The organism is Rhizobium sp. R339, from assembly GCF_002211395.1.
Taxonomy (GTDB): domain Bacteria; phylum Pseudomonadota; class Alphaproteobacteria; order Rhizobiales; family Rhizobiaceae; genus Rhizobium.
This window is the reverse complement of sequence record NZ_LOKV01000004.1, coordinates 76,440-101,871: the sequence shown is the minus strand read 5'-3', so window position 1 is coordinate 101,871 and position 25,432 is coordinate 76,440. Positions and strand designations below refer to the sequence as shown.

Below are 25,432 nucleotides of genomic sequence, written 5' to 3'. Positions count from 1 at the left end.
TTCGAATTGTTCTAAACTGCGTTTTAGAAAAGCTGACAACACGAGTCAAGTCATGTTGTCGTCCTACGCAGCGCGAACGCGAAATAAAACCCGGAGTACCAATGCCCGAAGTTATTTTCAACGGCCCTGCCGGCCGTCTTGAAGGCCGCTACCAGCCCTCCAAGGAAAAAAGCGCGCCGATAGCGCTCATCCTGCATCCGCATCCGCAGTTCGGCGGCACGATGAACAATCAGATCGTCTACCAGCTCTTCTATATGTTCCAGAAGCGCGGGTTCACGACTTTGCGCTTCAACTTCCGGGGCATCGGCCGCAGCCAGGGCGAATTCGATCATGGCGCCGGCGAACTGTCGGATGCTGCCTCCGCGCTCGACTGGGTGCAGAGCCTGCATCCCGATTCCAAGACCTGCTGGGTCGCCGGTTATTCCTTCGGCGCCTGGATCGGCATGCAGCTTCTGATGCGCCGGCCGGAGATCGAAGGCTTCATGTCGATCGCACCGCAGCCGAACACCTACGACTTCTCCTTCCTGGCACCCTGCCCCTCCTCCGGCCTGATCATCAACGGCGAGGCCGACAAGGTGGCGCCGGAAAAGGATGTCAACGGCCTGGTCGAGAAACTGAAGACCCAGAAGGGCATCCTCATCACCCATCGCACCGTCTCCAACGCCAACCACTTCTTTAACGGTCAGGTGGAGACGCTGATGGGCGAATGCGAGGACTATCTCGACCGCCGCCTCAACGGCGAGCTGGTGCCGGAACCGGCGGCCAAGCGAATCCGCTAAACCACAAGGCGAACGCAGCGCCTCCTGCAGAGCGTTCCAGCCCAACGGGCCTCTTGTGCCGAAACAGATCACTTACCGTGTTGCAATATATATTGCAGTGCGGTAGGTTCCTCGCGATCCAAACAGAAGCGAGGTCCGCAAATGACCAAGTCGTTCGGGGAAGTCCTGGATAAGTATAAGGGAATCGGTCCGGGGTTTGATTTTCTTCGAATAGGGCTCGCCTTTTCTATCGTATTGACCCATTCGTTTTTGCTGACCGGGAATGATGACTTCATCAGAGGGTCGGTATTCTGGTTCACCGAATACGCTCTTGTTCCGATGTTCTTCGCATTGAGCGGATTCCTGATCGCCGGCAGCGCCCAGCGCCTCAGCCTGCGAAACTTCCTGATCAATCGCGGATTGCGCATCGTCCCGGCCCTTGCCGTCGATATCGTCGTCTGTTCGCTGATCATCGGGCCGATCGTCACGGTCGTCTACCACGCCGACTATTTTACCGATCCGCGGTTTTTCAAATATTTCCTGAACATCGTCGGCTGGATCCATTACGAGCTGCCGGGCGTCTTCCAGGATAATCCGAGCCAGCGCGTCAACGGCGCTCTGTGGACGGTCCCTTGGGAGATCTTCTGCTACATCATCATGTCGTTTTTGATGATCACCGCGATCGTCAAGACGCGCTATAAGCTGCTCGCCGTGCTGATCGGGTATATTTTCATCGGCCTTGTCGTGCAGAAGATGCCATATCTGTTTCCGGGCTCGATCAAGCCGGTCGCCCGCTTACTCTTCATGAGCCGCGGCTCGCAGCTGATAACGGCATTCCTGATGGGCATCGCCGTCTTTCAGTTCAGGGCGGTCATTCCGCATTCCCGCTGGCTATTCGCCGCCGCCTGCCTCGTCTGCCTCGTCGCCATCTTCGCTCTCGACAGCCGCGCGACGGAGTCGGTGATCAACCGGCCCATCGTCATCAGCGCTCTTGTCTATATGACTGTCTTCATCGGCCTGTCCGAGGTTCCGATCCCCGCCTTCTTCAGGAAAGGCGATTATTCCTACGGCGTCTATCTTTACCATGACCCGTTCCTGCAGATCTGGATCAGCGCCTTCCCGTCGGTCTTCCTGTTTCCGAAATATGGTGCGCTGGCGCTCTATGCCGTCGGCCTGCCATCGGCGCTCGCCGTTGCCGTTCTGTCCTGGCACTTCATCGAGAAACCGATCCTCGGGCTTCGCAAGAAATTCTCGTTCATCGCCCAGGTCAGGGGCGTCGAGGACGGCAATCAGGGCGGAAGAGTCCGGCCGATCGCGGTCAAGAGTTAGGGTTTTTCCGGCGGCATCTCAGCCGCCGCGTGTCAGGGTAGCCGTCATGGCTTTGCCAGTACTCCGCCGCTGACAGGTGCAGCAACTCCTGTCGTACCGGGAAACGTCAGCGGCAGCCTGTCCAGCGAGCGCACGGCGAGATAAGCCCAGGCCTCGGCCTCCATCGCATCGCCGTCGAAGCCTGCCTCCTCGGCGGTCAGCACGCGCGATCCCAGCTCTTCGGCCATGGCCGAGAACTCCGCCATCAGCGTGCGGTTCAACCGCCCGCCGCCGCAGACGATATAGATCGATGGGCTCTCGGGCAGGAAACCGGCGGATTTGATGATCGAGGCGGCAGCGACATGCGCGAGCGTCCGGGCGCCGTCTTCAATGCTCGCTTCGCCCTGACGAAGCGGTGCGAAATCGCCGCGGTCGAGCGACCGGCGAACATTGCCGCGGAAGAACGGGCTTTCCAGATAGCGCTCCGCGATCGCGGCGACGACCTTGCCGCGACCGCCGATTTCGCCGCCGGGATCGAATGGCTTGCCGGTCTGCATCTCCACCCACTGGTCGATCAGCGTATTGCCCGGTCCGCTGTCGAAGGCCGATATGCGGCCGTCCGCGCCGATGAAGGTCAGATTGGAAATGCCGCCGATATTGACGAAGCACACCGCTTGTCCGGCCTGCTGGAGTTTTCCTGCAAGCGCTGCGTGATATGCCGGCACCAGCGGCGCGCCCTGCCCGCCATGCACCATGTCGTTGGCGCGCATGTCGTAGACCACCGATATGCCGGTTCGGCGCGCCAGTTCCTGGCCGTCGCCGATCTGGATCGTCAGCCCCTCGTCGGGCCGGTGAAGCACGGTCTGGCCATGGAAGCCCAGAACATCGACGGCATCGGCGGAGAGCCCGAAATGCTTCAGAAATGCCGTAACGGCATCTGCATGACGTAAAGTCAGTTCAAGTTCGATCTCGCGCAGCTCGGCCGGCCGTTCGTTTCGATCGGTCAGCGGACGAGCCAGTTCCAGCGCCCGCTTGAGCCGCCCACGGAAATCGGCCTCATAGGGCACGCCCATGAATGGGCCGCGTTCGATGAAGCCGCGGCCGTCGGTTCTGATCAGCGCGACGTCGATTCCGTCCATCGACGTGCCGCTCATCAGCCCGATCGCAGTCCTGATGACATCCATGAGGCTTGCCTCCCATGCGATTCCCGGATGCACTTTCGTAAAAACAGTGCTAAACGCGCCGCGACAGATCAACAACAACGAAGTTGCGCCAACCCACGGGGCCGCGCAGACACCAAGAGACGAAAGCCATGTCCGAGTTCAAGTCCGATTTCCTCCGCACGCTGAAAGAGCGCGGCTTCATTCATCAGATCTCTGATGAAAACGGCCTCGACGACCTCTTCGCCAAGGAAACCGTGACGGCCTATATCGGCTACGACCCGACGGCATCAAGCCTCCACGTCGGTCATCTCACCCAGATCATGATGCTGCACTGGCTGCAGGCGACGGGCCACCGCCCGATTTCGCTGATGGGCGGCGGCACCGGCATGGTCGGCGACCCCTCTTTCAAAGAGGAAGCGCGCAAGCTGATGACGGTCGAGACGATCGAGCAGAATATCGCCTCGATCAAGAGCTGCTTCTCGAACTATCTCGATTACGACAAGCCAGGCAATGCCGCGCTGATGATTAACAATGCCGAATGGCTGCGTTCGTTGAACTATCTGGAGTTCCTGCGCGACGTCGGCCGCCATTTCTCGGTCAACCGCATGCTGTCCTTCGATAGCGTGAAGACGCGCCTTGACCGTGAACAGTCGCTGTCTTTCCTGGAATTCAACTACATGATCCTCCAGGCCTACGATTTCGTCGAACTGGCCAAGCGCTACGATTGCCGCTTGCAGATGGGCGGTTCGGACCAATGGGGCAATATCGTCAACGGCATCGATCTCGGTCACCGCATGGGGACGCCGCAGCTTTATGCGCTCACCTCGCCCCTGCTGACGACCTCGTCCGGCGCCAAGATGGGCAAGTCGGCCTCCGGCGCCGTCTGGCTGAATGCCGATCTGCTGCCCGTCTATGACTTCTGGCAATATTGGCGTAACACCGAGGACGCCGATGTGCCGCGCTTCCTCAAGCTCTTCACCACGCTGCCGATGGACGAAATCGCCCGGCTTTCGGCAATCGGCGGCTCGGAGCTGAACGAAGTCAAGAAAATCCTGGCGACCGAAGTCACCGCGATCCTGCACGGCCGCCCGGCCGCCGAGCAGGCCGCGGAAACGGCGCGCAAGACCTTCGAGGAAGGTGGGCTCTCCGAGAACCTGCCTTCGGTCGATATTCCGGCCACGGAACTGGATGGCGGCATCGGCCTGCTCTCGCTGATGGTCCGCGCCGGTCTTGCCGGTTCGAACGGCGAAGCCCGCCGCCATGTCCAGGGCGGCGCCGTGCGCATCAACGACCAGGCGGTCAGCGATGAGCGCCGCCTGATCGGCAGCGGCGAAATTACCGCCGATGGCGTCATCAAGCTCTCGCTCGGCAAGAAGAAACACATCCTGATCCGCCGCGCGGCCTAAGAACGCCGCAGCAAGCCGGAACTCACCAACGCGCCGCTCCCACCCGGGGTGGCGCGTTGGCGCGACCAGCCAAGCAATCACTGCGCTCCCCGCTGATATGTCAGATCGTTTCGCTGGTCTTCGCGCAGCAGGCGGCTCGGGGGATCGATGCCCGGCGCGGGTGTTACCCGTGACCACCAGCTGATTGAGAAGATCGGCGCGGTAACCGTCGCGTCGAGGGGAACCATCAGCATGTGGTCGGAGCGGATGACCTCGGGCGGTTTCAGCCGACCAACCTTGTCAGCCGAATAGGAAGTCTGGTGACCGATTGCGACGGCGATCACGGTGGCCGATGCGAAAGAGACTGTCCGGGCGCACAGCATGGCATTCTCCGCCGGCCTTTAACTCAGGCCGAAACTCTACCTTACATCAGGATACGCTAAAACGTTCCGGCGTCGATGACGAAATTGTCGACGTGGTTGTCAGACGCGTGCCGCCTTCTCGGAACCTTTTCCGCCTATTGGGATTTGCGACCAGATGGATCTGGAGCGCCGGCATGATCAATGACCTCTGGTATAAGAACGCCGTCATCTACTGCCTGTCGGTGGAGACCTTCATGGACGCCAACGGCGACGGCGTCGGTGATTTCCAGGGTCTGATGCGCCGTCTCGACTATCTCTCCGGTCTTGGTATCACGGCGATCTGGCTGATGCCGTTCCAGGCTTCACCCGGTCGCGACGACGGTTACGACGTCTCCGATTATTACAACGTCGACCCGCGTTACGGCACGCTCGGCGATTTCGTCGAATTTACCCATGGTGCCAAGCAGCGCGGGATCCGGGTGTTGATCGATCTGGTCATCAACCACACATCGAAGGACCATCCATGGTTTCAGGACGCCAGAAGCGACCCGCACTCGCGCTATCGCGACTGGTATGTCTGGTCGGAGAAAAAACCTGCCAATGCGGATCAGGGCATGGTCTTCCCCGGCGTGCAGAAGACCACCTGGACCTATGACGAGAAGGCCAAAGTCTATTATTTCCATCGCTTCTACGATCACCAACCGGATCTCAACACCTCCAATCCCGAGGTGCAGGCGGAAATCCTGAAAATCATGGGCTTCTGGATCCAGCTCGGCGTTTCGGGCTTCCGCATGGATGCCGCGCCCTTCATCATTGCGACCAAAGGCGCCGATGTGACCAAACCGGTCGAGCAGTTCGACATGCTGAGGAAATTCCGCGAATTCCTGCAATGGCGCCTGGGCGATTCCATCATCCTGGCGGAGGCCAATATCCTGCCGAAGGATAATTTCGAATATTTCGGAGACGATGGCGACCGCATGCAGATGATGTTCAACTTCCAGGTCAATCAGACGCTGTTCTATGCTCTCGCGACGGCTGACACCCGGCCCTTGAAGAAGGCGATGGAGGCCACCAAGCCGCGCCCGGCGACAGCGCAGTGGGGCCTCTTCCTTCGCAACCACGATGAACTGGATCTCGGCCGCCTCACAGATAAGCAGCGCAATGCAGTCTTTGCCGCATTCGGCCCCGAGAAGGACATGCAGCTTTATGACAGGGGCATTCGACGGCGCCTGGCGCCCATGCTCGGCGGCGACCGCCGCAAGATCGAAATGGCCTACAGCCTGCTTTTTTCGCTGCCCGGAACGCCCGTCATTCGCTATGGCGACGAAATCGGTATGGGCGATGATCTATGCCTGCCGGAGCGCAACTGTGCCCGCACCCCGATGCAATGGTCGACGGAACCGGAAGGCGGCTTCACCAAGAGTAAAAAACCCATTTCACCGGTCATCAAGGATGGTCCCTACGGCTTCGAACATGTCAACGTCGCCGTCCAGCGGCGCGACCCGAACTCGCTGCTGAACTGGACGGAGCGGATGATCCGGATGCGCAAGGAGGCTCCCGAGATCGGCTGGGGCGATTTCTCAGCGATCGACACGGGCAACGACGGCGTGCTGGCGCTGCGTTATGACTGGCGCGGCAATTCGGTGCTTATTTTGCACAACCTGCATCCGCATCCGACGGAAGTGACCTTCGATCCCGATATCGGTGAACATGGACAGCTTCTGATCGATATCGCCGACAGCGCGAGCAGCGAGGCGGACGAGAAAGGGCGTCATACCGTCGTGCTCGACGCCTATGGCTACCGCTGGTATCGGGTCGGCGGCCTCGACTATCTCCTCAGGCGGAAGGATATCTAAAGCGTGTCGCGCAAAAGTGTGGTTTTGCGATACGACACGCGTAAAAACAAAGACTTGAAGCACAGCGAGCGAATCTGAAAGATCGTGACGTGCTTTAGATCGCGTCCTGCCTCATTGGAATTCGAAGATCTGACGGAACACGCCCGGCGCGATGATCGACAGCGGGTTGATCTGCAGGTTCGGCTGGTCGAACTTTCCGGTGAGCTTGAAAGTGATGCCGATCAGGCCGCGGTCGCTGCCGTTGCCGAGGATGACGCCGATCAGCGGCAGTTCGGCGAACAGGCGATTGAGGCCGTAGGCCGGCATGAAGGTGCCGGTCATGTCCATGTTGCCCTTGCGGTCGCGCACGATACCCTGGAATGTTGCGCCGATCTGGTCGCCGCGCAGCACACCGTTTTCGATGCCGATCATCCCGCCGCGCGAGACGATGCGGGCAAAGGCGCGCTGGAAGCGCTGCGATGACGTATCGATATCGCGTTTCACCGCTTCGTTGAGGCTTCGCTGCTCATTCCCGACGGGCGTCGAGACGATCGAACGCAGGCGTTGTTCGTTGACGATCGAGAAACGGCGTACGTCGAGCGAGCCGTCCCAGCCTCCCTGCGCTCCGAGCCGGATCGCGAGATTGAGAAGGCCGCCCTGCATGTGCTGGTAGAGATCGGCAAAACGCGAGACTGCGCCCGCATCGCCGCTGGTGATGTTGATGACGCCGCCGTCCTTCATCTGGCTAACCACGGCCTCGCCGCTGTCCGTGATGGCGGAAAAATTCAGGGCCTGCAGCTTGTCGCCGCGCAGTGACACCTGCGCCTGGAAATTGCCGACCTTCTCGTCGTTGAAGCCGATGACATTCTTCAGCTTGGCGCGCACCGATACGGCAGTGTTGTCGCCATCGCCATCCTCCTCACTGTCCGAGCCCGATTTCAATCGTGCAATGACCGGGCGCGCATCGGCGCTGTCGCCGGATACGGAGACATCGAAATTGCCCTTGCTGCGTTTGACCGACAGCGCGAAATCGTCGAGCGAGGAAAGCCTGACGCTGTCGAAATCCGCGGAGATCAAGCCGGTCTTGCCGACGTTCAGCGATCCGCTGGCGCCGAAACCGTCACCCTTCAGCCGGAAATTCTTGATCTCGGTGTTCTCGGCCGGGCCGGACATCTCGAATTCGGCGGAGGCGGAAATGCCGCCGCCTTTCGACCAGCCGATCCAGGGCAGATCGAGCATCGATTTGGTGAGGTCGAGCTGAACGTTCTGCCGGTCGTCGTCAACACGCGTCAGCACCATCTTCAGATTGCCCCTGACGATATCGGAAAGTCCGGGCATCACCTTGCTGCGCTGGTCGTCGGAAAGCGTCGCCGTGATCACGCGCTGCCGCTCGACGCCGGAGGACGCCTCGACCGGCTCGGTCAGCTCGATATTGGCAGGGATGCCGTCGATCTCGCCTTTGGCGTCAAGTGTGATCGCCTTCGGATCGCCGTTCAGCACGCCGCTGACATTGCTGATCGTGCGGCCGGAAAACGGCTTGGCAAGATCGACGTCGGCGAGCTTCATGACGGCCTTCCATTCGGCCGGCGGCGGGTTCTGCGAGGACAGCAGCCCGAAATGCGCCTTCACGTCGGCATCGATATGCCCCTTGAAATCGTCGGGCGTAAAACCGGCGCGCTGCAGAACCCGGATCGGCTTGTAGGTCAGGAGTTCGCCGATGGCGTCCGCCGCGCCCGATACCGCCAGATCGATATCGGCCATCAGCGGCTTGTCGTAGGCCGAAGGTATGACGAAGGTCCCTTGCCCGAGACCGACGGACCGGCCGGAAGGAAAATAGGACTTGCCGCTTTTGATAGAGACCGTCGCGACGGGGCCCGTCAGGTCGAAATGCGCCGCCGTGTCGCGCACCGGCGGAATGTCGCCGGCGACATTCATGCGCGTCCCCGCAATGTCGAAACCGATGCGGATCTGGTTGGCGTCGAGCTTCAGCCCCTTCCCGCCGGCTGCCTCGTCCAGCCTGCCGAAGGGAATGAAGACCGAGATGGACGCGTCGGTGACGGTGCCGCCGAAGAGATTGCCGTGTACCCAGGTGCGTACCTTCGGCGCCATCCAGAATGGCCACAGCTGCTTGATAGCCGTCGTCTGCAATTGTGACGACTGGCCGGCGAAGCTGATCTGCGGGGACTTGTCGCCAAGCTTTATATCAAGCGATCCGTAAAGCGCTCCGAGCGGGCTGGAGACGGTCATGTTCGCAAACTGGAATTCCCGGGCGGCGACCATGTAGCGCCCGGTCGCCTGGATGTCGAAGGAGAGCGGCTGTTCGCCGGATCCGCCGGGTGCTGCCGTGCCGCCGCTGATGAGCAGGTCGATGCCGAAGCCTTTGCCGGCCTGCGGATCGAGCTTGTCGAGATCGATGAGTGCGCCGTTGATGGGAAGGGTGGTCGCGCCGAACCGCGCGTTCGACTTGGCGATCTCGATCGTCTGCTTGGTGAAGTCATAGACGAGGTTGATTTGCCCGCCCGACAGTTCCTGGGCATCGCCGTCCGCATAGATCAGGCCGGGATCGATGTCGATCGTCGCCGCGAGCGCCGGCTGCACGCCATCGCGCGCCCTGCTGGCCGACACGGTCAGATCGGCAAAGCTGTTGAGCCCTTGCCGTATCGCTCCCTGATCGTTGCGTTTGAGCGTAAAGGGCGTGAGGTCGGCATGTTTCAGCGTCGCCACCACCTTCGACACATGGCCGTCCTCTTTCTCGGCCAGCACGTCGAGTTCCGCTACCTCGCCGTTGAGCGCAACCTCTCCCGTCAATTGCAGCGAGGACGGGCCGGCATGGGCAAAGACGACATTGTCGACGACGAGCGAGAGCGGGCCGTTGGCGGTATCGGCGAGCTTGATGTCGATGCCCGAGATGCGCACGGAACTCGTCGAACCGCGCGTCACGATGCTGTCGAACATGTCGAATTGCGAGAAGATCCTCTCCATCGCCGCCGGCATGGCGTCGATGCGCAGATCATCGAGCTTGACGGGGTTGCCGGAGGGCAAAAGCGCGGTATCGAGGGCGATATCCTCGGCCTCGATATCCGTGATGGCGATGCGGCCCCGGAAAAGCTGCAGCGGATCGAGCCCCAGGCGCACGGAACCCGTCGTCGATACGTGCTGGCCGCTCTGCTGGTCGATCATGTTGACGTCGCGCGCTTCGAGCGCCAGCCGAAGGCCCGAGGTGAAGCGGATGACGGTGGAGCCGACCTCGGCGCGGTAGCGCGGCCCGGCCGCGCCGTTCAGCGCCGCCTGCGCCTGCTGCGACAGCGGTTTGTCGAACATGCCGCTTTCAACGGTAAAGACGATGGCCGCGAGAATGAGGAGAATCAGTCCGAGAAATATTGACGTCAGCTTTACCGTGCGCCGCATCGGCGAGCGCGGCGGCGGGCAATGGACGATGATCGGATCCTCGGCCTGGGCGGACGGCAAGCGGTCCAGCGCAACGATATCCTTCTTGCGAAACGTGACCTTTTCGCCGCGGATGGCTGACATGCGCCCTCGGGCTCTCCCTTGAATTGAAGAATTGAACCCGGCCATGCTGGACGGGTTTCCGTCCAATATATAATTCGGGGAGAGAGTGTGTCATCCACAAACCCGGCAAAAGAAAGGTTTTCATAATGGCGGTTCCCGGCATCGGTGCCCTGGCCCCTGATTTCAACCTCCCCCGCGACGGCGGCGGTCGCGTTTCGCTTGCCGATTTCCACGGCAAGCCGCTCGTGTTGTTCTTCTATCCCAAGGACGACACCACGGGCTGCACGGCCGAATCACTGGCTTTCACGGCACTCGCGCCCGAATTCGAGGCGGTGGGAGCTGCCGTCATCGGCATGTCGCCCGATTCGGCCGCCTGCCATGACAGGTTCATCAAGAAACACCGTCTTTCGGTGGCGCTCGCCTCGGACGAGGAAAAGACCACGCTGCAGGCCTATGGCGTCTGGAAGGAAAAGAGCATGTACGGCCGTAATTTCATGGGCGTCGAGCGCACCACCTTCCTCATCCGCCAGGACGGCACGATCGCCACCATCTGGCAGAAGGTGAAGGTGCAGGGCCATGCCGAGACCGTGCTCGAGGCGGTGAGGAACCTCGCCGCGTGACCGGAGACCTTGCGATAACCTCGCTGCGCGGCGGTGCGATCGATGCCATCCGCGCCGCCGATCTCGACCGCAAGACGGCGCTTGCGCAGGAAAGCGCCACCCGCTGGTTCGCCCGCCGGGTGTCGCTGCGCTCGCCGCTCGACGCCGCCTTGCCGGAACGGCCGGGCCGGCCGGAAAAACCGGTGCTGACCCCGCCGACCCAGGTAGAGAAGCGCTCGCTGCATACGCTGAAAGGGCGGATCGCCCTGCTCCACGCCATCGCTCATATCGAGCTCAACGCCGTCGATCTGGCGCTCGATATCGTCGCGCGATTCGCCAGCGAACAGGTGCCCAATTCCTTTTTCGACGGCTGGATGCAGGTTGCCTTCGAGGAGGCGAAGCATTTCCGCATGGTGCGCGCCCGCCTCAACGACCTCGGCGCCGATTACGGCGATCTTCCCGCCCATGACGGGCTTTGGCAGGCCGCCCACTCCACCCGCAATGATCTGACGGCAAGGCTTGCCGTCGTGCCGCTGATTCTCGAAGCCCGCGGCCTCGATGTGACGCCGTCGCTGCAGGCCAAGATGCGCGAGACCGGCGATCTCGAAAGTGCCGCGGTCCTCGACGTCATCTACAACGACGAGAAAGGCCATGTCGCCGTCGGCGCCAAATGGTTCCGCTTCCTCTGTGCGCGCGAAAAGCGCGATCCGGCAAAGGCCTTCCAGGAGTTGGTGCGCGCCAATTTTCGCGGCCCTCTGAAGCCGCCTTTCAACGATCTCGCCCGCGCCGAAGCCGGATTGACACCATCCTTCTACCGCTCGCTGGCATCGATCAGCCACGCCTGAAACCATTGCCATTTTCGACACGGAACGCGAGAAAGAAAGCATTCATTAACCATAAGCGTGTCTAATTTCCGAAAGAGGCGTAGAGCATCAATCGGGAGAGCCTGCGTGAACAGCGGACATCAGCACCGGGTATTCGGCAAGCGGGCGCAGGAGCACATTCTCATCCTGGCGAGCGGCGACAAGGTCCGCCACATGACGGTCAAGCCCTGGATGGGCGCGCTGGCCTTCTGCTTCGTCGGGGTCTTTTCGATCGGCTATCTCCTGGCGACCTCCTATCTCGTGCTGCGCGACGACCTGATCGGCGCAACCATGGCCCGCCAGGCCCGTATGCAGCACGATTATGAAGACCGCATCGCCGCCCTTCGCGCCCAGGTCGACCGCATCACCTCCCGCCAGCTTCTCGACCAGCAGGTGGTGGAAGACAAGGTGGACAAACTGATGGAGCAGCAGATGGCGCTCACCTCGCGCCACGGCAAGCTCGACAACCTGCTCGACCGCGCTGAAAGCTCGGGCCTGACGGATAAGGACGTCGCCCCATCCGCGCCGTCTTCGCCCGTCCAGTCCTATGCCCCCGCCATCAAGGACAAACGCGCTTCGCTTGACCGCGGCGGCATCGAGGCGATCGAGAAGCAACTGGCAAGCGGCGCACCGGCCGACGCCACGCCCGACAATACGACGCTTGCCTACGTGCCGGCCACCGAGACTGTGGGGGATCGCGCCGACCGCGTCTTCTCCAAAGTGACGCTGTCGCTGAAGGATGTCGAACAGGATCAGCGCAACCGCGTCGAGCAGCTGACGAGCGACGCCGGCACTGCCGCAAATGCCATCGAGGGCGTGCTGACCCGCTTCAAGATCCCGGTTCCGGAAGAAGCCGCCGCCAAGCGGGACGACGACGACAGCGCTGTCGGCGGCCCCTATATCGAGCCGGAGAGCAATGACGACTTCAACAATTCGCTGGCCGCTCTCGATGGCGCCTTGACAAGGCTCGAAGCCGTGCGCAGTACGGCCGAATCCCTGCCCTTCCGCAATCCCGCCATCGGCAAGGAAGTGACCAGCCCCTTCGGCAACCGGCGCGATCCCTTCCTCGGCCGGCTGGCGCTCCATTCCGGCGTCGATTTCCGCTTTTCCCCGGGCGAAAAGATCCGTCCGACGGCACCCGGCAAGGTGATCTCCGCCGGCTGGACCGGCGGTTACGGCAACATGGTTGAGATCGACCACGGCAACGGCATATCGACGCGCTATGGGCATATGTCCGAGGTGCTGGTCAGGGTCGGCGAGACGGTCGATCGCAGCGACGTCATCGGCCTTGCCGGCAGCACCGGCCGTTCGACCGGCACGCATTTGCATTATGAAGTGCGCCAGAATGGCCGTGCTGTCGATCCAGTATATTTCATGAATGCCGGCCTCAAACTCGCCACCTATATCAAGTAATACCCGCCTGGTAACCAAAGCTTCACTCTGCACGGGGTGCGGCCTCTCTATTTCTTGACTTGCCGGCCATTCGGGGCTATGTCGCGCTGCATTGCGGCATGCAATCCCGCCGACTCGTTCAGAGTTCGGCCGAACCGGAACGGAAACAGTTTTCCCTTTGACGACATTTGCTGACCTTGGCTTGAGCCAAAAAGTGCTATCGGCTGTTGCCGACGCGGGCTATTCGATCCCCACGCCTATTCAGGCGGGCGCCATTCCTTTTGCGCTCGAGCGCCGTGATATTTGCGGCATCGCGCAGACCGGCACCGGCAAGACGGCATCCTTCGTTCTGCCGATGCTGTCGCTTCTGGAGAAGGGCCGCGCCCGCGCGCGCATGCCCCGTACGCTGATTCTCGAGCCGACGCGCGAACTCGCCGCCCAGGTCGCCGAGAATTTCGAGAAATACGGCAAGAACCACCGCCTCAACGTTGCCCTGCTGATCGGCGGCGTTTCCTTCGAGGACCAGGATCGCAAGCTCGAGCGCGGCGCCGACGTGCTGATCTGCACGCCGGGCCGCCTGCTCGATCATTTCGAGCGCGGCAAGCTCCTGATGAGCGGCGTCGAGATCCTCGTCATCGACGAGGCCGACCGCATGCTCGACATGGGCTTCATTCCCGATATCGAGCGCATCGCCAAGCTCATCCCCTTCACCCGCCAGACGCTGTTTTTCTCGGCCACCATGCCGCCGGAAATCCAGAAGCTTGCCGATCGCTTCCTGCAGAACCCGGAGCGCATCGAAGTGGCAAAGCCCGCTTCGGCCGCAAAGACCGTGACACAGCGCTTCGTCGCCTCGCACAGCAAGGATTATGAGAAGCGCGCCGTTCTGCGTGAACTCGTCCGCGCCCAGACCGAACTCAAGAACGCCATCATCTTCTGCAACCGCAAGAAGGATGTCGCCGATCTGTTCCGGTCGCTCGAGCGCCACGGCTTCTCGGTCGGCGCCCTGCACGGCGACATGGACCAGCGTTCGCGCACCACGATGCTGCAGAACTTCCGCGACGGCAATCTGCAGCTTCTGGTCGCCTCCGATGTCGCCGCCCGCGGCCTCGACATTCCCGACGTCAGCCACGTCTTCAATTTCGACGTGCCGATCCACTCCGAAGATTACGTCCACCGTATCGGCCGCACCGGCCGCGCCGGCCGGTCGGGTGCCGCCTTCACCCTCGTCACCAAGCGCGACACGAAATTCGTCGACGCGATCGAGAAGCTGATCGGCGAAAATGTCGAATGGCTGAATGGCGACCTGAGCGCGCTGCCGCCGGTGGAAGAAGGCAAGGACAGCGACCGTCCGCGCCGCAACGGACGCGAACGCGGCGACAGGGATCGCGGACGCGGGCGCGGCAAGCACGGTGCTGCGAGTCATAAATCTGACAACGACATACAGGATAATGACATCCAAGTGATCGCAGCAGCACCAGCAAAGGCCGAAGTCGTGAAAAACGAGCGCAAAGCAGAGCAGAAGCCGCAAAACAATGCGCGCAACAATCGGCCCTATCCGGCAAACGACGACAGCCGCGACCGCCGCCGTCATCGCGATCACGACGACGGCCCGACCCCGGTCGGATTCGGCGACGATATCCCCGCCTTCATGCTGATTGCCGGCAGCGCCAAGGTCTGACAACAGCCATGGGCAGGCCCGGTGTCGATTTCCCGGGCCTCGGCGTCGGTCTGGTGATTATCAGAGACGACAGGATACTTCTCTACAAACGCGTGAACGCGCCTGAAGCCGGCTATTGGAACATCGTCGGCGGCAAGGTCGATCACATGGAGCCGGCTGAAAAGGCCGCTCGTCGCGAGGCGGAAGAAGAAACCGGCCTGACGATCGGCCGGATCGAGCGCATCGGCATGACCGAACAGATCATCGATGCCGACCGCCAGCACTGGGTTTCCATCCTTTATCTCGCTCGCGACATCGAAGGCGAGCCGCAATTGACCGAGCCGGAGAAGCTTTCGGATTTCGGCTGGTTTCCGCTGAGCGATTTGCCCGAGCCGCTGTCCGCCTTCACCAAGGCGGCGATATCGGCCCTGCCCTCAGCTGAACGCGCCTAGCTATCGGCGCGAAGCGACGCCTCGTAGGCCAGCCGCACCCATTTCGCCATCAGATCGGGATCGTCATAGGCCTCTTCGGGGATCGACCAGTAGGGCATTTTCACTGGCTTACCCTTCTTGCCCTCGTAGGTCCATTGCGTGGCGCCGGCGGCGGCAAATTCCGGGGCACTCTTCTCGTCCGCCTTCAGCAGCATCTCATCGCGCACTTCGAGCGCGATGATGCGCCCGAGATGATAGATGCCCTTGCCGCCGAACATGCGCTTGATCGTGACCGGCCCGAGCCCCTGAAACATTTCCTCGATCCCGGCACTGTCCATTCTCTACCCTCTCGAAAATCAGTCTACGCCGATCACAGCGTGTGATAGTCCCGGTTCATGTAAATGAGCGCCGGATGCTTCTCGCTGAAGCGGACGGCCGCGACTTCGCCGAAGATGACATTGTGCGTCGGCATTTCCTTGATGTCGGTCACCCGGCAGTCGAAGGCGGCAAGCGCATCCGCAAGGACTGGTGCGCCGGTGACGAGCGTGTCGAAACGGGCACTGGTGAAACGGTCGTCTTCGGCAAGCGCCGTGCGTCCGGAAAACGCATCGGCGACGCCCTGGTGATGGGCGCCGAGCGTGTTCAGCACGAAAATGCCGCTGCGAAAAAAGATCTCGTTCTTCGGATTGGTATTATTGAGGCAGATCAGCACGGAGGCCGGATTGTCCGAGACCGAGCAGGCGGCGGTGATGGTGACGCCCCGGCGCATGCCTTCCATCGCCGTCGTCACGAGCTGCACATGGCCGGCATAACGGCTCATGGCATCCCGATAAAGGCCGGGGTCGATATGCTGCCTGTTCAACACCTGCTTCTCCGTGCGCTCTTCTGCCGACTGCATACAATTACACAGCAGTGCAAAGTGCTGCAGCGTCCTTTGCGTCACCGAAAGGACGCCCTGCGCTGCAGTTCGACTTTCCATCGCGCCAATATGGCGAGCATGGGTTACCTTTTCTACAATAGGACCGGTGAAAAGCATGGAGTTACGCTTGTTTTTCTTTGACGATCGCGGCCTTGCGGATAAAAGGGCATGGACGATGGCTAGGGATCTCCGCCTTTCATGATCAACCTGCGTGGCATAGCAGCCTTTCTGACGCTGCTGGTAGCGGCGGCGCAAGGCCATGCGGCCGGCGTAACGATTGGTGTCGTCGCGCCTCAGGGCGGACCGCTTGCTCTGCTCGGCGCACAGATCGCCGCCGGCGCCGGTTTCGAGATCCAGCAATCCGGAAATACCCTCGTCGCCATCAACGAACCCTGCGAGGACAATAGCGGTGCAGCGGTTGCCGATGCGCTGGTCAATGCCAAGGTGCAGGTTGCTGTCGGCTTTCTCTGCAGCGAAACGCTGGAAGGCGCGCTGCCGAAGCTGAAGGACGCCAATATTCCGGCGATCACCGTCTCCCTGCGCTCCCGCATCCTGATGGAGGATGCGCTGAAAAACGGCTGGCCGCTCTTCCGTCTTGCGCCCGCCGACGGCGCAGAAGCTGAGAAGATCATTGAGGTGATTCTGAAGGACTGGGCGGCCGATCCGATCGCGCTCATCGAGGACGGCACCATCCATGGCCGCGAGTTGACGGAAGCAGTGCGCAACGCGCTGGAGCAGAACGGCCTGAAGCCTGTCTTCACCGATACATATCGCCCGGGCCAGGAGCAGCAGATCGCTCTTGTCCGCCGCCTGAAACGGGCCGGCGCCACCAGGGTCTTCGTCGGCGGCGACCGCAACGACATCTCCGTCATCGCTCGGGACGCCAAGGCCGAGAACATCCCGCTCTCCATTCTCGGTGGTGACGCCATGCGCGCCGCCAACCAGCCGCTGCCCCTTGCGGACGGCGTGCGCGCCGTCACGCTGCCGGAATATGCGGCACTGCCGGAAGGCGCGGCCGCGGCCGAGGCTCTGCGTGCCAAGGGCGTCGAACCCGAAGGTTACGTCCTGCCGTCGCTGGCGGCCGCCCTCATCGCCGGGCAGGCGGCGGAAGCAGCCGCTGCCGCCGGCAAGCCGCTGCAGGAGACGCTTATCGGCACGACATTCCAGACGCCGGTCGGCGCCATCGGCTTCACCGGCACGCATGAGCTTTCGCACAATCCCTACCGACTGCTCGAATGGCGAGGCAGCGGCTTTTTTCCACCTGCCGCGCCGACGCAATAAGCGCGCCGCGAGCCCTGAATTCGGGCGCCGCGGTTCTGGCGCCCTCCTACGGAGTGAGACCTGATGACGCTGCCCATTCGTATTGCCCCCTCGATCCTCGCGGCGGATTTCGCCAGGCTCGGCGAGGAGGTGCGCGACGTGACGGCCGCCGGCGCCGACTGGATCCATCTCGACGTCATGGACGGCCATTTCGTGCCGAACATCTCTTTCGGCCCCGATGTCATCAAGTCGCTGCGCTCCTATACATCAGCTACTTTCGACTGCCATCTGATGATTGCGCCGGTCGACGACTATCTCGAAGCTTTCGCCAAGGCAGGCTGCGACCGCATCACCGTTCATGCCGAATCCGGACCGCATCTGCACCGTTCGCTGCAGACCATCCGCAATCTTGGCAAGAAGGTCGGGGTAACGATCAATCCGGCTACCCCGCTCAGCGCCATCGAAAACGTGCTCGACGATGTCGACCTCATCCTCATCATGTCGGTCAATCCCGGCTTCGGTGGACAGAAATTCATTCCGGCGATGACGGCCAAGATCGCCGCGGCAAAGTCACTGATCGGTGATCGTCCGATCGAACTCGAGGTCGATGGCGGCGTCACGGTGGAAACGGCGCCGGCAATCGCACGGGCCGGCGCCAACGTCCTCGTTGCCGGCTCGGCGATTTTCAAGGGCGATACGGTTGAGGATTATCGCAACACCGTCGCCGGTCTGCGTCAGGCAGCCGAAGGGGCACGAGCATGAAGAAGGGTCTGATCTTCGGCGGCATAATTGCCGCCGCGCTTGCCGGCCTGCCCGGCACATCACTTGCCGGAGACATCGCCAGCATCCAGCCGATCGGCTTTTCGGCCGACGGCAAGGTCTTCGCATTTCAGGAATTCGGCATCGAGGAGGGTGCCAACACCCCCTACTCCAACACCTACTTCATCGATACCGAAAACGGTCGGTATCTTGAGGGCACGCCCTTCCGCACTGAGCTTACCGAAAAGGACGCCAATCTTTCCAAGGCGCGGCGGCAGAATCTCACGGCGGCGCGCAGCCAGATGGATAAGTACGATCTGCTGACCAATCCCGGCCTGATTGCCGCCTTCAATCCGCCGACCGAGCTCGGCTCTCCCTCGAAGACGCTGCGCTACACCACGCTCGCGGCCGACGGCCCGCCGAAATCGCCCTACACGCTTTCGCTCGGCGAAATGCCGGTGCCGACGCCGAAGGATTGCGCCGCGATCGACAAGCGCGTCATCGGTTTCAGCCTGCAGATGATCGAAAAGGAGGGCGCTCCGAACCGCCAGGCAGCGCGCCAGGCAACGGCAGTTCCGGCCGAGCGCGCATGTTCGGTGGAATACCGGATCGGCGGCGCGATGGTTTATCAGCCGGAAGGCGGAAACCAGGTTCACGTCGCCCTCGTCCTGGCCTTCGATGCGGAGAGGAACGGACGCTGGATCGCCGTCCCGGTTCATCCCTGAGCGCGGATGGAGGGATGGATAGCCGGGGGAACCGCCTGCGGGCCGCAAAGCCGCCCTACCCCGATCTGATAGCCGGCGCATTGCTGTGGGGCACGCAGATGCTGGCTTCATCCATGCTCGGCCTCTACCTCCGCAACGGCCTGCAGACGAGCCGGCTTGCCGAGGTCGCCGCACTCTATTTCCTCGGCGGCCTGCTCTCCTGGCCCTTCGCACTGCCGGTCGCCCGGTTCTTTGCCTATGACAGGCCGCCGGAAGCCCGGTTCGCAGCTTTCTTCGTGACGCTGACGGCGGCAACGGTCCTGATGACCGCCTTCCTCTTCGCCATGGAATACCGGCTCTTCTATTCGCGCTGGCACGCCCCCTTCGGCAGCATCGTCTGGGCCTTCCAGTTCGTATTCACCAGCATCAGCGCCGTCTACCAGTTCCTGGTGATCGGCCTTCGCCTCTTCCTGCCGCTCGGCCTGGTCTGTCTTGTCGCCAGCAGCTATCATCTTGCCAAACGCATGCGTTGAGATTGCCGCCCGTCTTTGCTACAGGGGCGCTGAAGCAGTTCTCGGAAAAAGTGCCCACCGGTATTCCGTCCTGAATTGCGTGAAAACGAAACGCTCAAATCTCTTGAAGTGAAGGCAGCCGCCCATGATCCCGCGTTACTCCCGGCCCGAAATGGTCGCCATCTGGTCTCCCGAAACCAAGTTCCGCATCTGGTTCGAGATCGAGGCGCATGCCTGCGACGCGCTGGCCGAGCTCGGCGTCATCCCGAAATCGGCGGCCAAGACCATCTGGGAAAAGGGCGGAGCCGCCACCTTCGACGTTGCCCGCATCGACGAGATCGAGGCCGTCACCAAGCATGACGTGATCGCCTTCCTCACCCATCTCGCCGAAATCGTCGGCCCGGATGCGCGCTTCGTCCATCAGGGCATGACCTCATCGGACGTGCTCGACACCTGCTTCAACGTCCAGCTGGTGCGCGCCACCGATATCCTTATCGCCGATCTCGACCGGCTGCTGGCGGCGCTGAAAACCCGCGCCTTCGAACACAAGGACACGGTCACCATCGGCCGCTCGCACGGCATCCATGCCGAGCCCACAACCTTCGGCGTCAAGCTGGCGCTCGCCTATGCCGAATTCGAGCGCTGCCGCCAGCGCCTCGTCGCCGCCCGCGAGGAAGTCGCGACCTGCGCCATCTCGGGCGCCGTCGGCACCTTCGCCAACATCGATCCCCGCGTCGAGGAACATGTCGCCGAAGCCCTCGGCCTGAAGGCCGAGCCGGTCTCGACCCAGGTCATCCCGCGCGACCGCCACGCCATGTATTTCGCCACCCTCGGCGTCGTCGCCTCGTCGATCGAACGGCTGGCGACCGAGATCCGCCACCTGCAGCGCACCGAAGTTCTGGAAGCGGAGGAATATTTCTCCCCCGGCCAGAAGGGCTCCTCGGCCATGCCCCACAAGCGCAACCCGGTGCTGACCGAAAACCTCACCGGCCTCGCCCGCATGGTCCGCTCCTACGCCCTGCCGGCCATGGAAAACGTCGCCCTCTGGCACGAGCGCGATATCTCCCACTCCTCCGTCGAACGCATGATCGGCCCCGACGCCACCGTCACCCTCGACTTCGCCCTCTCGCGGCTGGCGGGCGTCATCGAAAAGCTCTTGGTCTACCCCGAGAACATGGAGAAGAACCTCAACAAGTTCCGCGGCCTCGTGCACTCCCAGCGCGTCCTGCTGGCGCTGACCCAAGCCGGCACCTCCCGCGAGGATGCCTACCGCCTGGTACAGCGCAACGCCATGAAGGTCTGGGAACAGGGCAAGGACTTTTTGGAAGAGCTGTTGGCGGATGCGGAGGTCCGCGCTGCGCTATCCGAGGAGGATATTCGCGAGAAGTTCGACCTCGGCTATCATACCAAGCACGTTGATACGATTTTCCGGCGGGTGTTTGGGGCGGCGTGAGCCGACAAAATCGCCGCCCGTGGGCGCCGTCATTCTTGGCGGCGCAACACGGACCGTTTATGTCTGCCTTGCCGCTTTGGCAGCAGCTGGCCGTTTCCTCGCCTCCTTCTTTTTCGGCGTCTCCATTTTCTCCACCTTCCTCGTCCTGCAAGCCTCCGTCCCCGCCCTGCCCTCGGCCGCCTTGGCCACCAGCTGGTCGAGACGTTTCAGCTCCTCTTCGTCGAGATGTTCGATGCCGATAAAGCGGTTTTCGGCGTGGCTCGTCAGGATGATTTCGTTGAGCTTCGCCTGGATCGCCCTGGTGTCGCGCGTTTGCGCGTTCTGCAGCACGAAGACCATCAGGAAGGTGATGATCGTTGTGCCGGTATTGATGATCAGCTGCCAGGTTTCGGAATAGCCGAAGACGGGGCCGAGCAGAGCCCAAATGATGACGACCGTCAGCGCCAGTATGAATATGATGGGCTTGCCCGCCCATTCCGATATTTTGGTCGCGAAGCGGGCGAACAAATGCTTCATCGTCACCTCTGAAATCCTTCCTCGGAGTCTGTTCAAAAACGCCGAGGAAGGTTCGAAGGTTCCCGTTGAGGAAGTCAGATCGGACGGAAGTCCGGGAGGCCGGCTGCGATTACATGGCTTCGCGCGCAATCAGCTTGCGATAGAGATGCCAGGTCGCGTGGCCGAGGATCGGGATGACGACCGCAAGGCCGGCAAAGACCGGGATCGTGCCGATGACGAGGAGTGCTGCGACGATGAGACCCCAGAGCAGCACCGGCACCGGATTGGCGATCGTCGCCCGGATCGAGGTCACGACGGCGGCAACCGCCCCGACGTCGCGGTCGAGCAGAATCGGAAAGGTGATGACCGATATTGCCAGCACGACAAGCGCGAAGACGAAGCCGATGAGATTGCCCCAGATGATCAACTGCACGCCCTGAGGCGTGCCGAAGACCTGGCGGGTGAAATCCGTCATGGTGCGCGGGAAGACATCGCCAAGCAGGCCGGTATAGAGCGTCTGCGCCGTTACCAGCCAGACGACGAAGAGGCCAAAGAGCATCAATCCGACTGCGGCGATCGACGGCAAAGCCGGCGAATGGCGCACCTCCAGCGCATGCGTCCAGGATGTGTCGAGACCCTCTTCGCGCCGGCGGCTGATCTCATAGAGGCCAATCGCCGCGATCGGGCCGATCAGCACGAAACCGGACATCAGCGGAAAGACCATCGGCAGAAGGTTGGCGCCGGAGGTCCACAGCGTCAGGAAGACACCGGCGATCGGATACATCAGGCACAGGAACACGTAATGGGAAGGCTTCTCGCTGAAATCATCCAGCCCGCGCTTAAGCGCATCGAAGACGTCGGCGATGCTGATGCGATTGACCACGGGCCGCGCGATGTTTTCGCTGGCACCCGTCATGACATGAAATGCCGCCATGGCTTTCTCCTCCTCAGCCGAGATTGGTCGACGGGGAAAGCATCGGCGATAAGCCGATACGAAACCCGCAACCGGCACTCGACTTATATAGCAAGTTTTAGCGCCCGTGTCGCTCTCTCCCTTGCACCGCCTCTTGACATCTCCGCCACGCCTTCTCACATCGGCGGCACTATGAAAGCCTCAGACGCAGATATTCTAATCATCCCCGGCTATACCAATTCAGGCCCCGGCCATTGGCAGAGCCGTTGGGAGGCAAAGCTCAGCACGGCGCGGCGCGTCGAACAGGCCGAATGGACGAAGCCGGTCCGCGAGGATTGGATCGCCCGCATCGCCGAGGAAGTGAATGCTTCCACACGCCCTGTCGTCCTCGTCGCCCATTCGCTCGGCGTTCCCTCGGCGATCCATGCCATCCCGCATTTCCGCAAGCGCGTGGCGGGCGCCTTCCTCGTCGCCCCGCCCGATGTCGCCAATCCCGACATTCGCCCGAAGCACCTGATGACCTTCGGCCCTTATCCGCGCGATCCGCTGCCCTTCCCGTCGATCACGGTGGCAAGCCGCAACGATCCGTTCGGCAGCTACGACCATGCCGACGATATCGCCAACACGTGGGGGTCTTTCCTCGTCGATGCCGGCGAGGCCGGTCATATCAACGCTGATTCCGGTCATGGCCCCTGGCCCGAAGGCACCATGGTCTTTGCCCAGTTCCTCAGCCGGCTCTCCACCTGATTGAGTAAAACTTGCCATATCGCTAATTGAGCGATTACTTTCTAAGTCTTTCTTAATGGAAAGACCGCAGACTGAGTCGGACGAAATAAGCGAGAATGCCCGTGAAGAAAGCCCATCCAGAGGCCGAAGATCCGCATGGCGATGCCGCAGCGGCTGAGGCAGGCCTCGGCAACGGGACGGCGGCCGACGATTCCGACCTCGCCGAAAGGGAGAGCCGCTGGAACTATGCGCTCGTCGGTTCGAACCTCGGCGTGTGGGATCACAATTACCGTCTCGGCCGGAAATATTACTCGGAGACATGGAAGACCATGCGCGGCATGGCGCCGGACGAGGAAGCCGCCGGCGATTACGATGCCTGGCTGCAGCTCGTCCATCCCGATGATCGCGATTTCGTCGTCCACGCCATCGATCGTCAGAATGCCGGCGATCCCGACTATCAGATCTTCGAATATCGCGAGCGCCACCGGGACGGCCGCTGGATCTGGATCGAATGCCGCGGCGCCTGCGTGGAATGGGACGAGGCCGGCGTTCCAACGCGCATCGTCGGCACCGATACCGATATAACCGCCCGCAAGGAGGCCGAGGAGACGCTGTCGCGTCTGTCGCGCCGGCTCGATCTTGCTCTGGAAATCTCCCGCATCGGCGTCTTCGAGGCCGATATCGAGCAGGACATGGTCGAGTGGGACGACCGCCTCATGGCCATTTATGGGCTGCAGGGCATTTCGCGTCAGAACGCCGGCGAGGTCTGGGCGAGAAGCCTGCACCCTGACGATCGCGACCGTGTGCTCGGCCTGGTCGACCGCAGCGTCGCAAGCGGCAGTGATTTCCAGCAGGAATACCGTATCATTCGCGGCGACGGCACGGAGCGCGTCATCCGCTCGCGTGCGGCCTATTTCGTCGACGGCGTCGGCAAGCGCAAGGTGATCGGCGCCAATTGGGATGTTACCGAGGAGGTCAAGCTTCGCGACGAGCTGCGGCGTGCCAAGGATCTGGCCGAAGCCCGCAACGGCGAACTCGAGGCCGCCAAAGAAAGCATCGAGCACCTCGCCTTGCACGATTACCTCACCGGCCTGCCGAACCGCCGCTATCTCGACAAGATGCTGGAAAAGCGCGCGGCCGAATGCCGTGCCAAGGGCCAGGCGCTGGCAATCCTGCATATCGATCTCGACCGTTTCAAGCAGATCAACGATACGCTCGGCCACCGCGCCGGCGACGCCATGCTGAAACATGCCGCGGGCGTCTTGCGGAATTGCGTCCGCGCCGCCGATTTCGTCGCCCGCATCGGGGGTGACGAATTCGTCATCCTCTGCGCCGTCGATGCCGCGTCGAAGAAGGTCGTCGGCCTTGCCGAACGCGTCATCCGCGAATTGCGCAAGCCGGTCAGATATGAGGGGCACGATTGCCGTTTCGGCGCCAGCATCGGCATCGCCGTCGACAGCGGTCCGGAGCTCGACGGCAAGCAGATGCTGCTCGACGCCGATATCGCGCTTTATCGAGCCAAGGGCCTCGGCCGCAACCGCTTCGAATTCTTCTCGGCCTCCGACCGCCTCGACATCGTCTCCGCCAAGCAGCTCGCCGACGAGATCCTGATCGGTCTCGAACGCAATGAATTCGTGCCTTTCTATCAGCTGCAATTCGATGCCCGCACCCTCGATGTGACCGGCATCGAAACGCTTGCCCGCTGGCAGCATCCGGTGCACGGGCTGCTGGCGCCCGACCGCTTCCTCGATATCGCCGAGGATCTCGATGTCGTCTCGACCATCGACGCTCTGATCCTCGAGCGTGCTCTCGCCGATAGAAAGGCCTGGATCAAGGATGGGCTGCCGGTCCCGAAAATATCGGTGAACGTATCGGCCAGGCGGCTCGCCGATCCCGATCTCGGCAAGAAGCTCCGCGCGCTCAAGATCGAGCCCGGGACGGTCTGCTTCGAGCTCTTGGAATCGATCTCGCTCGACGATTGCGATGAGACGATGACCGCCAATCTGAAAAAGCTGCGCAAGCTCGGCATCGACATCCAGATCGATGATTTCGGCACCGGCCATGCCTCGATCGTCAGCCTGCTGCGGCTGAGCCCCGGCACGCTGAAGATCGACCGCGAGCTGATCCGCATGCTGCCGCAATCGGCCGAGCAACGCAAACTCGTGGGCTCGATCATCGATATCGGCCGCTCGCTTGATATCCTCGTCATTGCCGAAGGTGTCGAGACGGCGGATCATATCCGCATCCTCGAAGAACTCGATTGCGACATGCTGCAGGGCTATGCGCTGGCCAGGCCGATGCCGGCCATGCAGATCCCCTCCTTCATCCGCTCCGGAAGCTGGCGCCACGGGCAAACCGCCGCTCGGGCTTCGCAGCCGCAGTTTGGCCGCGCGCTTGGCGGCAGGACCGCCAAATAAAAACCTGCATA

The 25,432-nt window shown here is 61.9% G+C and carries 23 protein-coding genes; 16 read left to right on the top strand and 7 right to left on the bottom strand.

Features of this window, described 5'->3' with window-relative positions:
* Positions 1-101 precede the first annotated feature (101 nt).
* Together ATY76_RS08230 and ATY76_RS08225 are read left to right on the top strand one after the other, a co-directional pair.
* The gene (locus ATY76_RS08230; RefSeq protein ID WP_088674274.1) at positions 102-779 is read left to right on the top strand and encodes an alpha/beta hydrolase; all 678 of its coding nucleotides are present in this window, start codon (positions 102-104) and stop codon (positions 777-779) included.
* Positions 780-920: 141 nt separating this feature from the next.
* Positions 921-2,087: an acyltransferase gene (locus ATY76_RS08225; RefSeq protein WP_088674273.1), complete on the top strand. Its 1,167-nt coding sequence runs from the start codon at positions 921-923 to the stop codon at positions 2,085-2,087.
* Positions 2,088-2,131: 44 nt separating this feature from the next.
* Here ATY76_RS08225 and ATY76_RS08220 read toward each other — a convergent pair whose 3' ends face one another.
* A complete protein-coding gene (locus ATY76_RS08220) occupies positions 2,132-3,250 on the bottom strand; it encodes an anhydro-N-acetylmuramic acid kinase (protein WP_088674272.1) in 1,119 nt (372 codons plus the stop codon).
* A 128-nt stretch (positions 3,251-3,378) separates the two neighbouring features.
* Between ATY76_RS08220 and tyrS the strand changes: the two genes are divergently transcribed.
* Entirely contained in the window at positions 3,379-4,635 is a 1,257-nt protein-coding gene (gene tyrS, locus ATY76_RS08215) for a tyrosine--tRNA ligase (RefSeq protein WP_088674271.1), read from the top strand.
* A 77-nt stretch (positions 4,636-4,712) separates the two neighbouring features.
* Here the strand turns inward: tyrS and ATY76_RS08210 are convergent, their stop codons facing one another.
* A complete protein-coding gene (locus tag ATY76_RS08210) occupies positions 4,713-4,997 on the bottom strand; it encodes a hypothetical protein (protein ID WP_088674270.1) in 285 nt (94 codons plus the stop codon).
* 173 nt (positions 4,998-5,170) lie between these two features.
* Here ATY76_RS08210 and ATY76_RS08205 point away from each other — a divergent pair, with 173 nt between their 5' ends.
* Positions 5,171-6,832: an alpha-amylase family protein gene (locus ATY76_RS08205; protein ID WP_088674269.1), complete on the top strand. Its 1,662-nt coding sequence runs from the start codon at positions 5,171-5,173 to the stop codon at positions 6,830-6,832.
* A 111-nt stretch (positions 6,833-6,943) separates the two neighbouring features.
* Here the strand turns inward: ATY76_RS08205 and ATY76_RS08200 are convergent, their stop codons facing one another.
* Positions 6,944-10,342 (bottom strand): DUF3971 domain-containing protein, encoded by a 3,399-nt coding sequence (locus tag ATY76_RS08200; RefSeq protein WP_088674268.1) that lies wholly within the window; start codon positions 10,340-10,342, stop codon positions 6,944-6,946.
* Positions 10,343-10,467: 125 nt separating this feature from the next.
* Here ATY76_RS08200 and ATY76_RS08195 point away from each other — a divergent pair, with 125 nt between their 5' ends.
* From ATY76_RS08195 to ATY76_RS08175, 5 genes are all read left to right on the top strand, one after another.
* Positions 10,468-10,941: a peroxiredoxin gene (locus ATY76_RS08195; protein ID WP_088674267.1), complete on the top strand. Its 474-nt coding sequence runs from the start codon at positions 10,468-10,470 to the stop codon at positions 10,939-10,941.
* Positions 10,938-11,765: a ferritin-like domain-containing protein gene (locus ATY76_RS08190; RefSeq protein ID WP_088674266.1), complete on the top strand. Its 828-nt coding sequence runs from the start codon at positions 10,938-10,940 to the stop codon at positions 11,763-11,765. Before ATY76_RS08195 ends, ATY76_RS08190 begins: the two co-directional genes overlap by 4 nt.
* 105 nt (positions 11,766-11,870) lie before the next feature.
* Complete coding sequence (locus tag ATY76_RS08185) at positions 11,871-13,196, top strand: M23 family metallopeptidase (RefSeq protein WP_088674265.1); 1,326 nt, start codon at positions 11,871-11,873, stop codon at positions 13,194-13,196.
* 157 nt (positions 13,197-13,353) lie between these two features.
* Positions 13,354-14,853, top strand: a complete 1,500-nt coding sequence (locus ATY76_RS08180) for a DEAD/DEAH box helicase (protein ID WP_088674264.1) — start codon at positions 13,354-13,356, stop codon at positions 14,851-14,853.
* A gap of 8 nt (positions 14,854-14,861) precedes the next feature.
* Entirely contained in the window at positions 14,862-15,284 is a 423-nt protein-coding gene (locus tag ATY76_RS08175) for an NUDIX domain-containing protein (protein WP_088674263.1), read from the top strand.
* On the opposite strand, the gene ATY76_RS08170 is transcribed toward ATY76_RS08175, so the two are convergent.
* Together ATY76_RS08170 and ATY76_RS08165 are read right to left on the bottom strand one after the other, a co-directional pair.
* Complete coding sequence (locus tag ATY76_RS08170; RefSeq protein WP_088674262.1) at positions 15,281-15,601, bottom strand: TfoX/Sxy family protein; 321 nt, start codon at positions 15,599-15,601, stop codon at positions 15,281-15,283. The two genes, ATY76_RS08175 and ATY76_RS08170, sit on opposite strands and share 4 nt — an antisense overlap.
* Positions 15,602-15,633: 32 nt before the next feature.
* The gene (locus ATY76_RS08165; protein ID WP_088674261.1) at positions 15,634-16,128 is read right to left on the bottom strand and encodes a flavin reductase; all 495 of its coding nucleotides are present in this window, start codon (positions 16,126-16,128) and stop codon (positions 15,634-15,636) included.
* Between the two features lie 252 nt (positions 16,129-16,380).
* On the opposite strand from ATY76_RS08165, the gene ATY76_RS08160 reads away from it, so the two are divergent.
* From ATY76_RS08160 to purB, 5 genes are all read left to right on the top strand, one after another.
* Positions 16,381-17,463 carry an ABC transporter substrate-binding protein gene (locus tag ATY76_RS08160; protein ID WP_088674260.1) on the top strand — a complete coding sequence of 361 codons (1,083 nt, stop codon included), beginning with the start codon at positions 16,381-16,383 and terminating at the stop codon, positions 17,461-17,463.
* Between the two features lie 63 nt (positions 17,464-17,526).
* Entirely contained in the window at positions 17,527-18,204 is a 678-nt protein-coding gene (gene rpe / locus ATY76_RS08155) for a ribulose-phosphate 3-epimerase (RefSeq protein WP_088674259.1), read from the top strand.
* Positions 18,201-18,926: a DUF2259 domain-containing protein gene (locus ATY76_RS08150; protein WP_088674258.1), complete on the top strand. Its 726-nt coding sequence runs from the start codon at positions 18,201-18,203 to the stop codon at positions 18,924-18,926. Before rpe ends, ATY76_RS08150 begins: the two co-directional genes overlap by 4 nt.
* A gap of 14 nt (positions 18,927-18,940) precedes the next feature.
* Complete coding sequence (locus ATY76_RS08145; RefSeq protein ID WP_088674257.1) at positions 18,941-19,438, top strand: hypothetical protein; 498 nt, start codon at positions 18,941-18,943, stop codon at positions 19,436-19,438.
* A gap of 124 nt (positions 19,439-19,562) precedes the next feature.
* The gene (purB, locus tag ATY76_RS08140) at positions 19,563-20,870 is read left to right on the top strand and encodes an adenylosuccinate lyase (RefSeq protein ID WP_004676261.1); all 1,308 of its coding nucleotides are present in this window, start codon (positions 19,563-19,565) and stop codon (positions 20,868-20,870) included.
* Positions 20,871-20,927: 57 nt separating this feature from the next.
* On the opposite strand, the gene ATY76_RS08135 is transcribed toward purB, so the two are convergent.
* The gene (locus ATY76_RS08135; protein ID WP_088674256.1) at positions 20,928-21,386 is read right to left on the bottom strand and encodes a low affinity iron permease family protein; all 459 of its coding nucleotides are present in this window, start codon (positions 21,384-21,386) and stop codon (positions 20,928-20,930) included.
* 109 nt (positions 21,387-21,495) lie between these two features.
* Positions 21,496-22,299, bottom strand: coding sequence for a DUF2189 domain-containing protein (locus ATY76_RS08130; RefSeq protein ID WP_088674255.1), 804 nt, complete (start codon positions 22,297-22,299; stop codon positions 21,496-21,498).
* A gap of 171 nt (positions 22,300-22,470) precedes the next feature.
* Between ATY76_RS08130 and ATY76_RS08125 the strand changes: the two genes are divergently transcribed.
* Both ATY76_RS08125 and ATY76_RS08120 read left to right on the top strand, forming a co-directional pair.
* Positions 22,471-23,025 carry an alpha/beta hydrolase gene (locus ATY76_RS08125; RefSeq protein ID WP_088674254.1) on the top strand — a complete coding sequence of 185 codons (555 nt, stop codon included), beginning with the start codon at positions 22,471-22,473 and terminating at the stop codon, positions 23,023-23,025.
* A gap of 95 nt (positions 23,026-23,120) precedes the next feature.
* On the top strand, positions 23,121-25,421 hold the full coding sequence (locus ATY76_RS08120; protein WP_088674253.1) for an EAL domain-containing protein: 2,301 nt from the start codon (positions 23,121-23,123) through the stop codon (positions 25,419-25,421).
* The last annotated feature ends 11 nt before the right edge of the window (positions 25,422-25,432 follow it).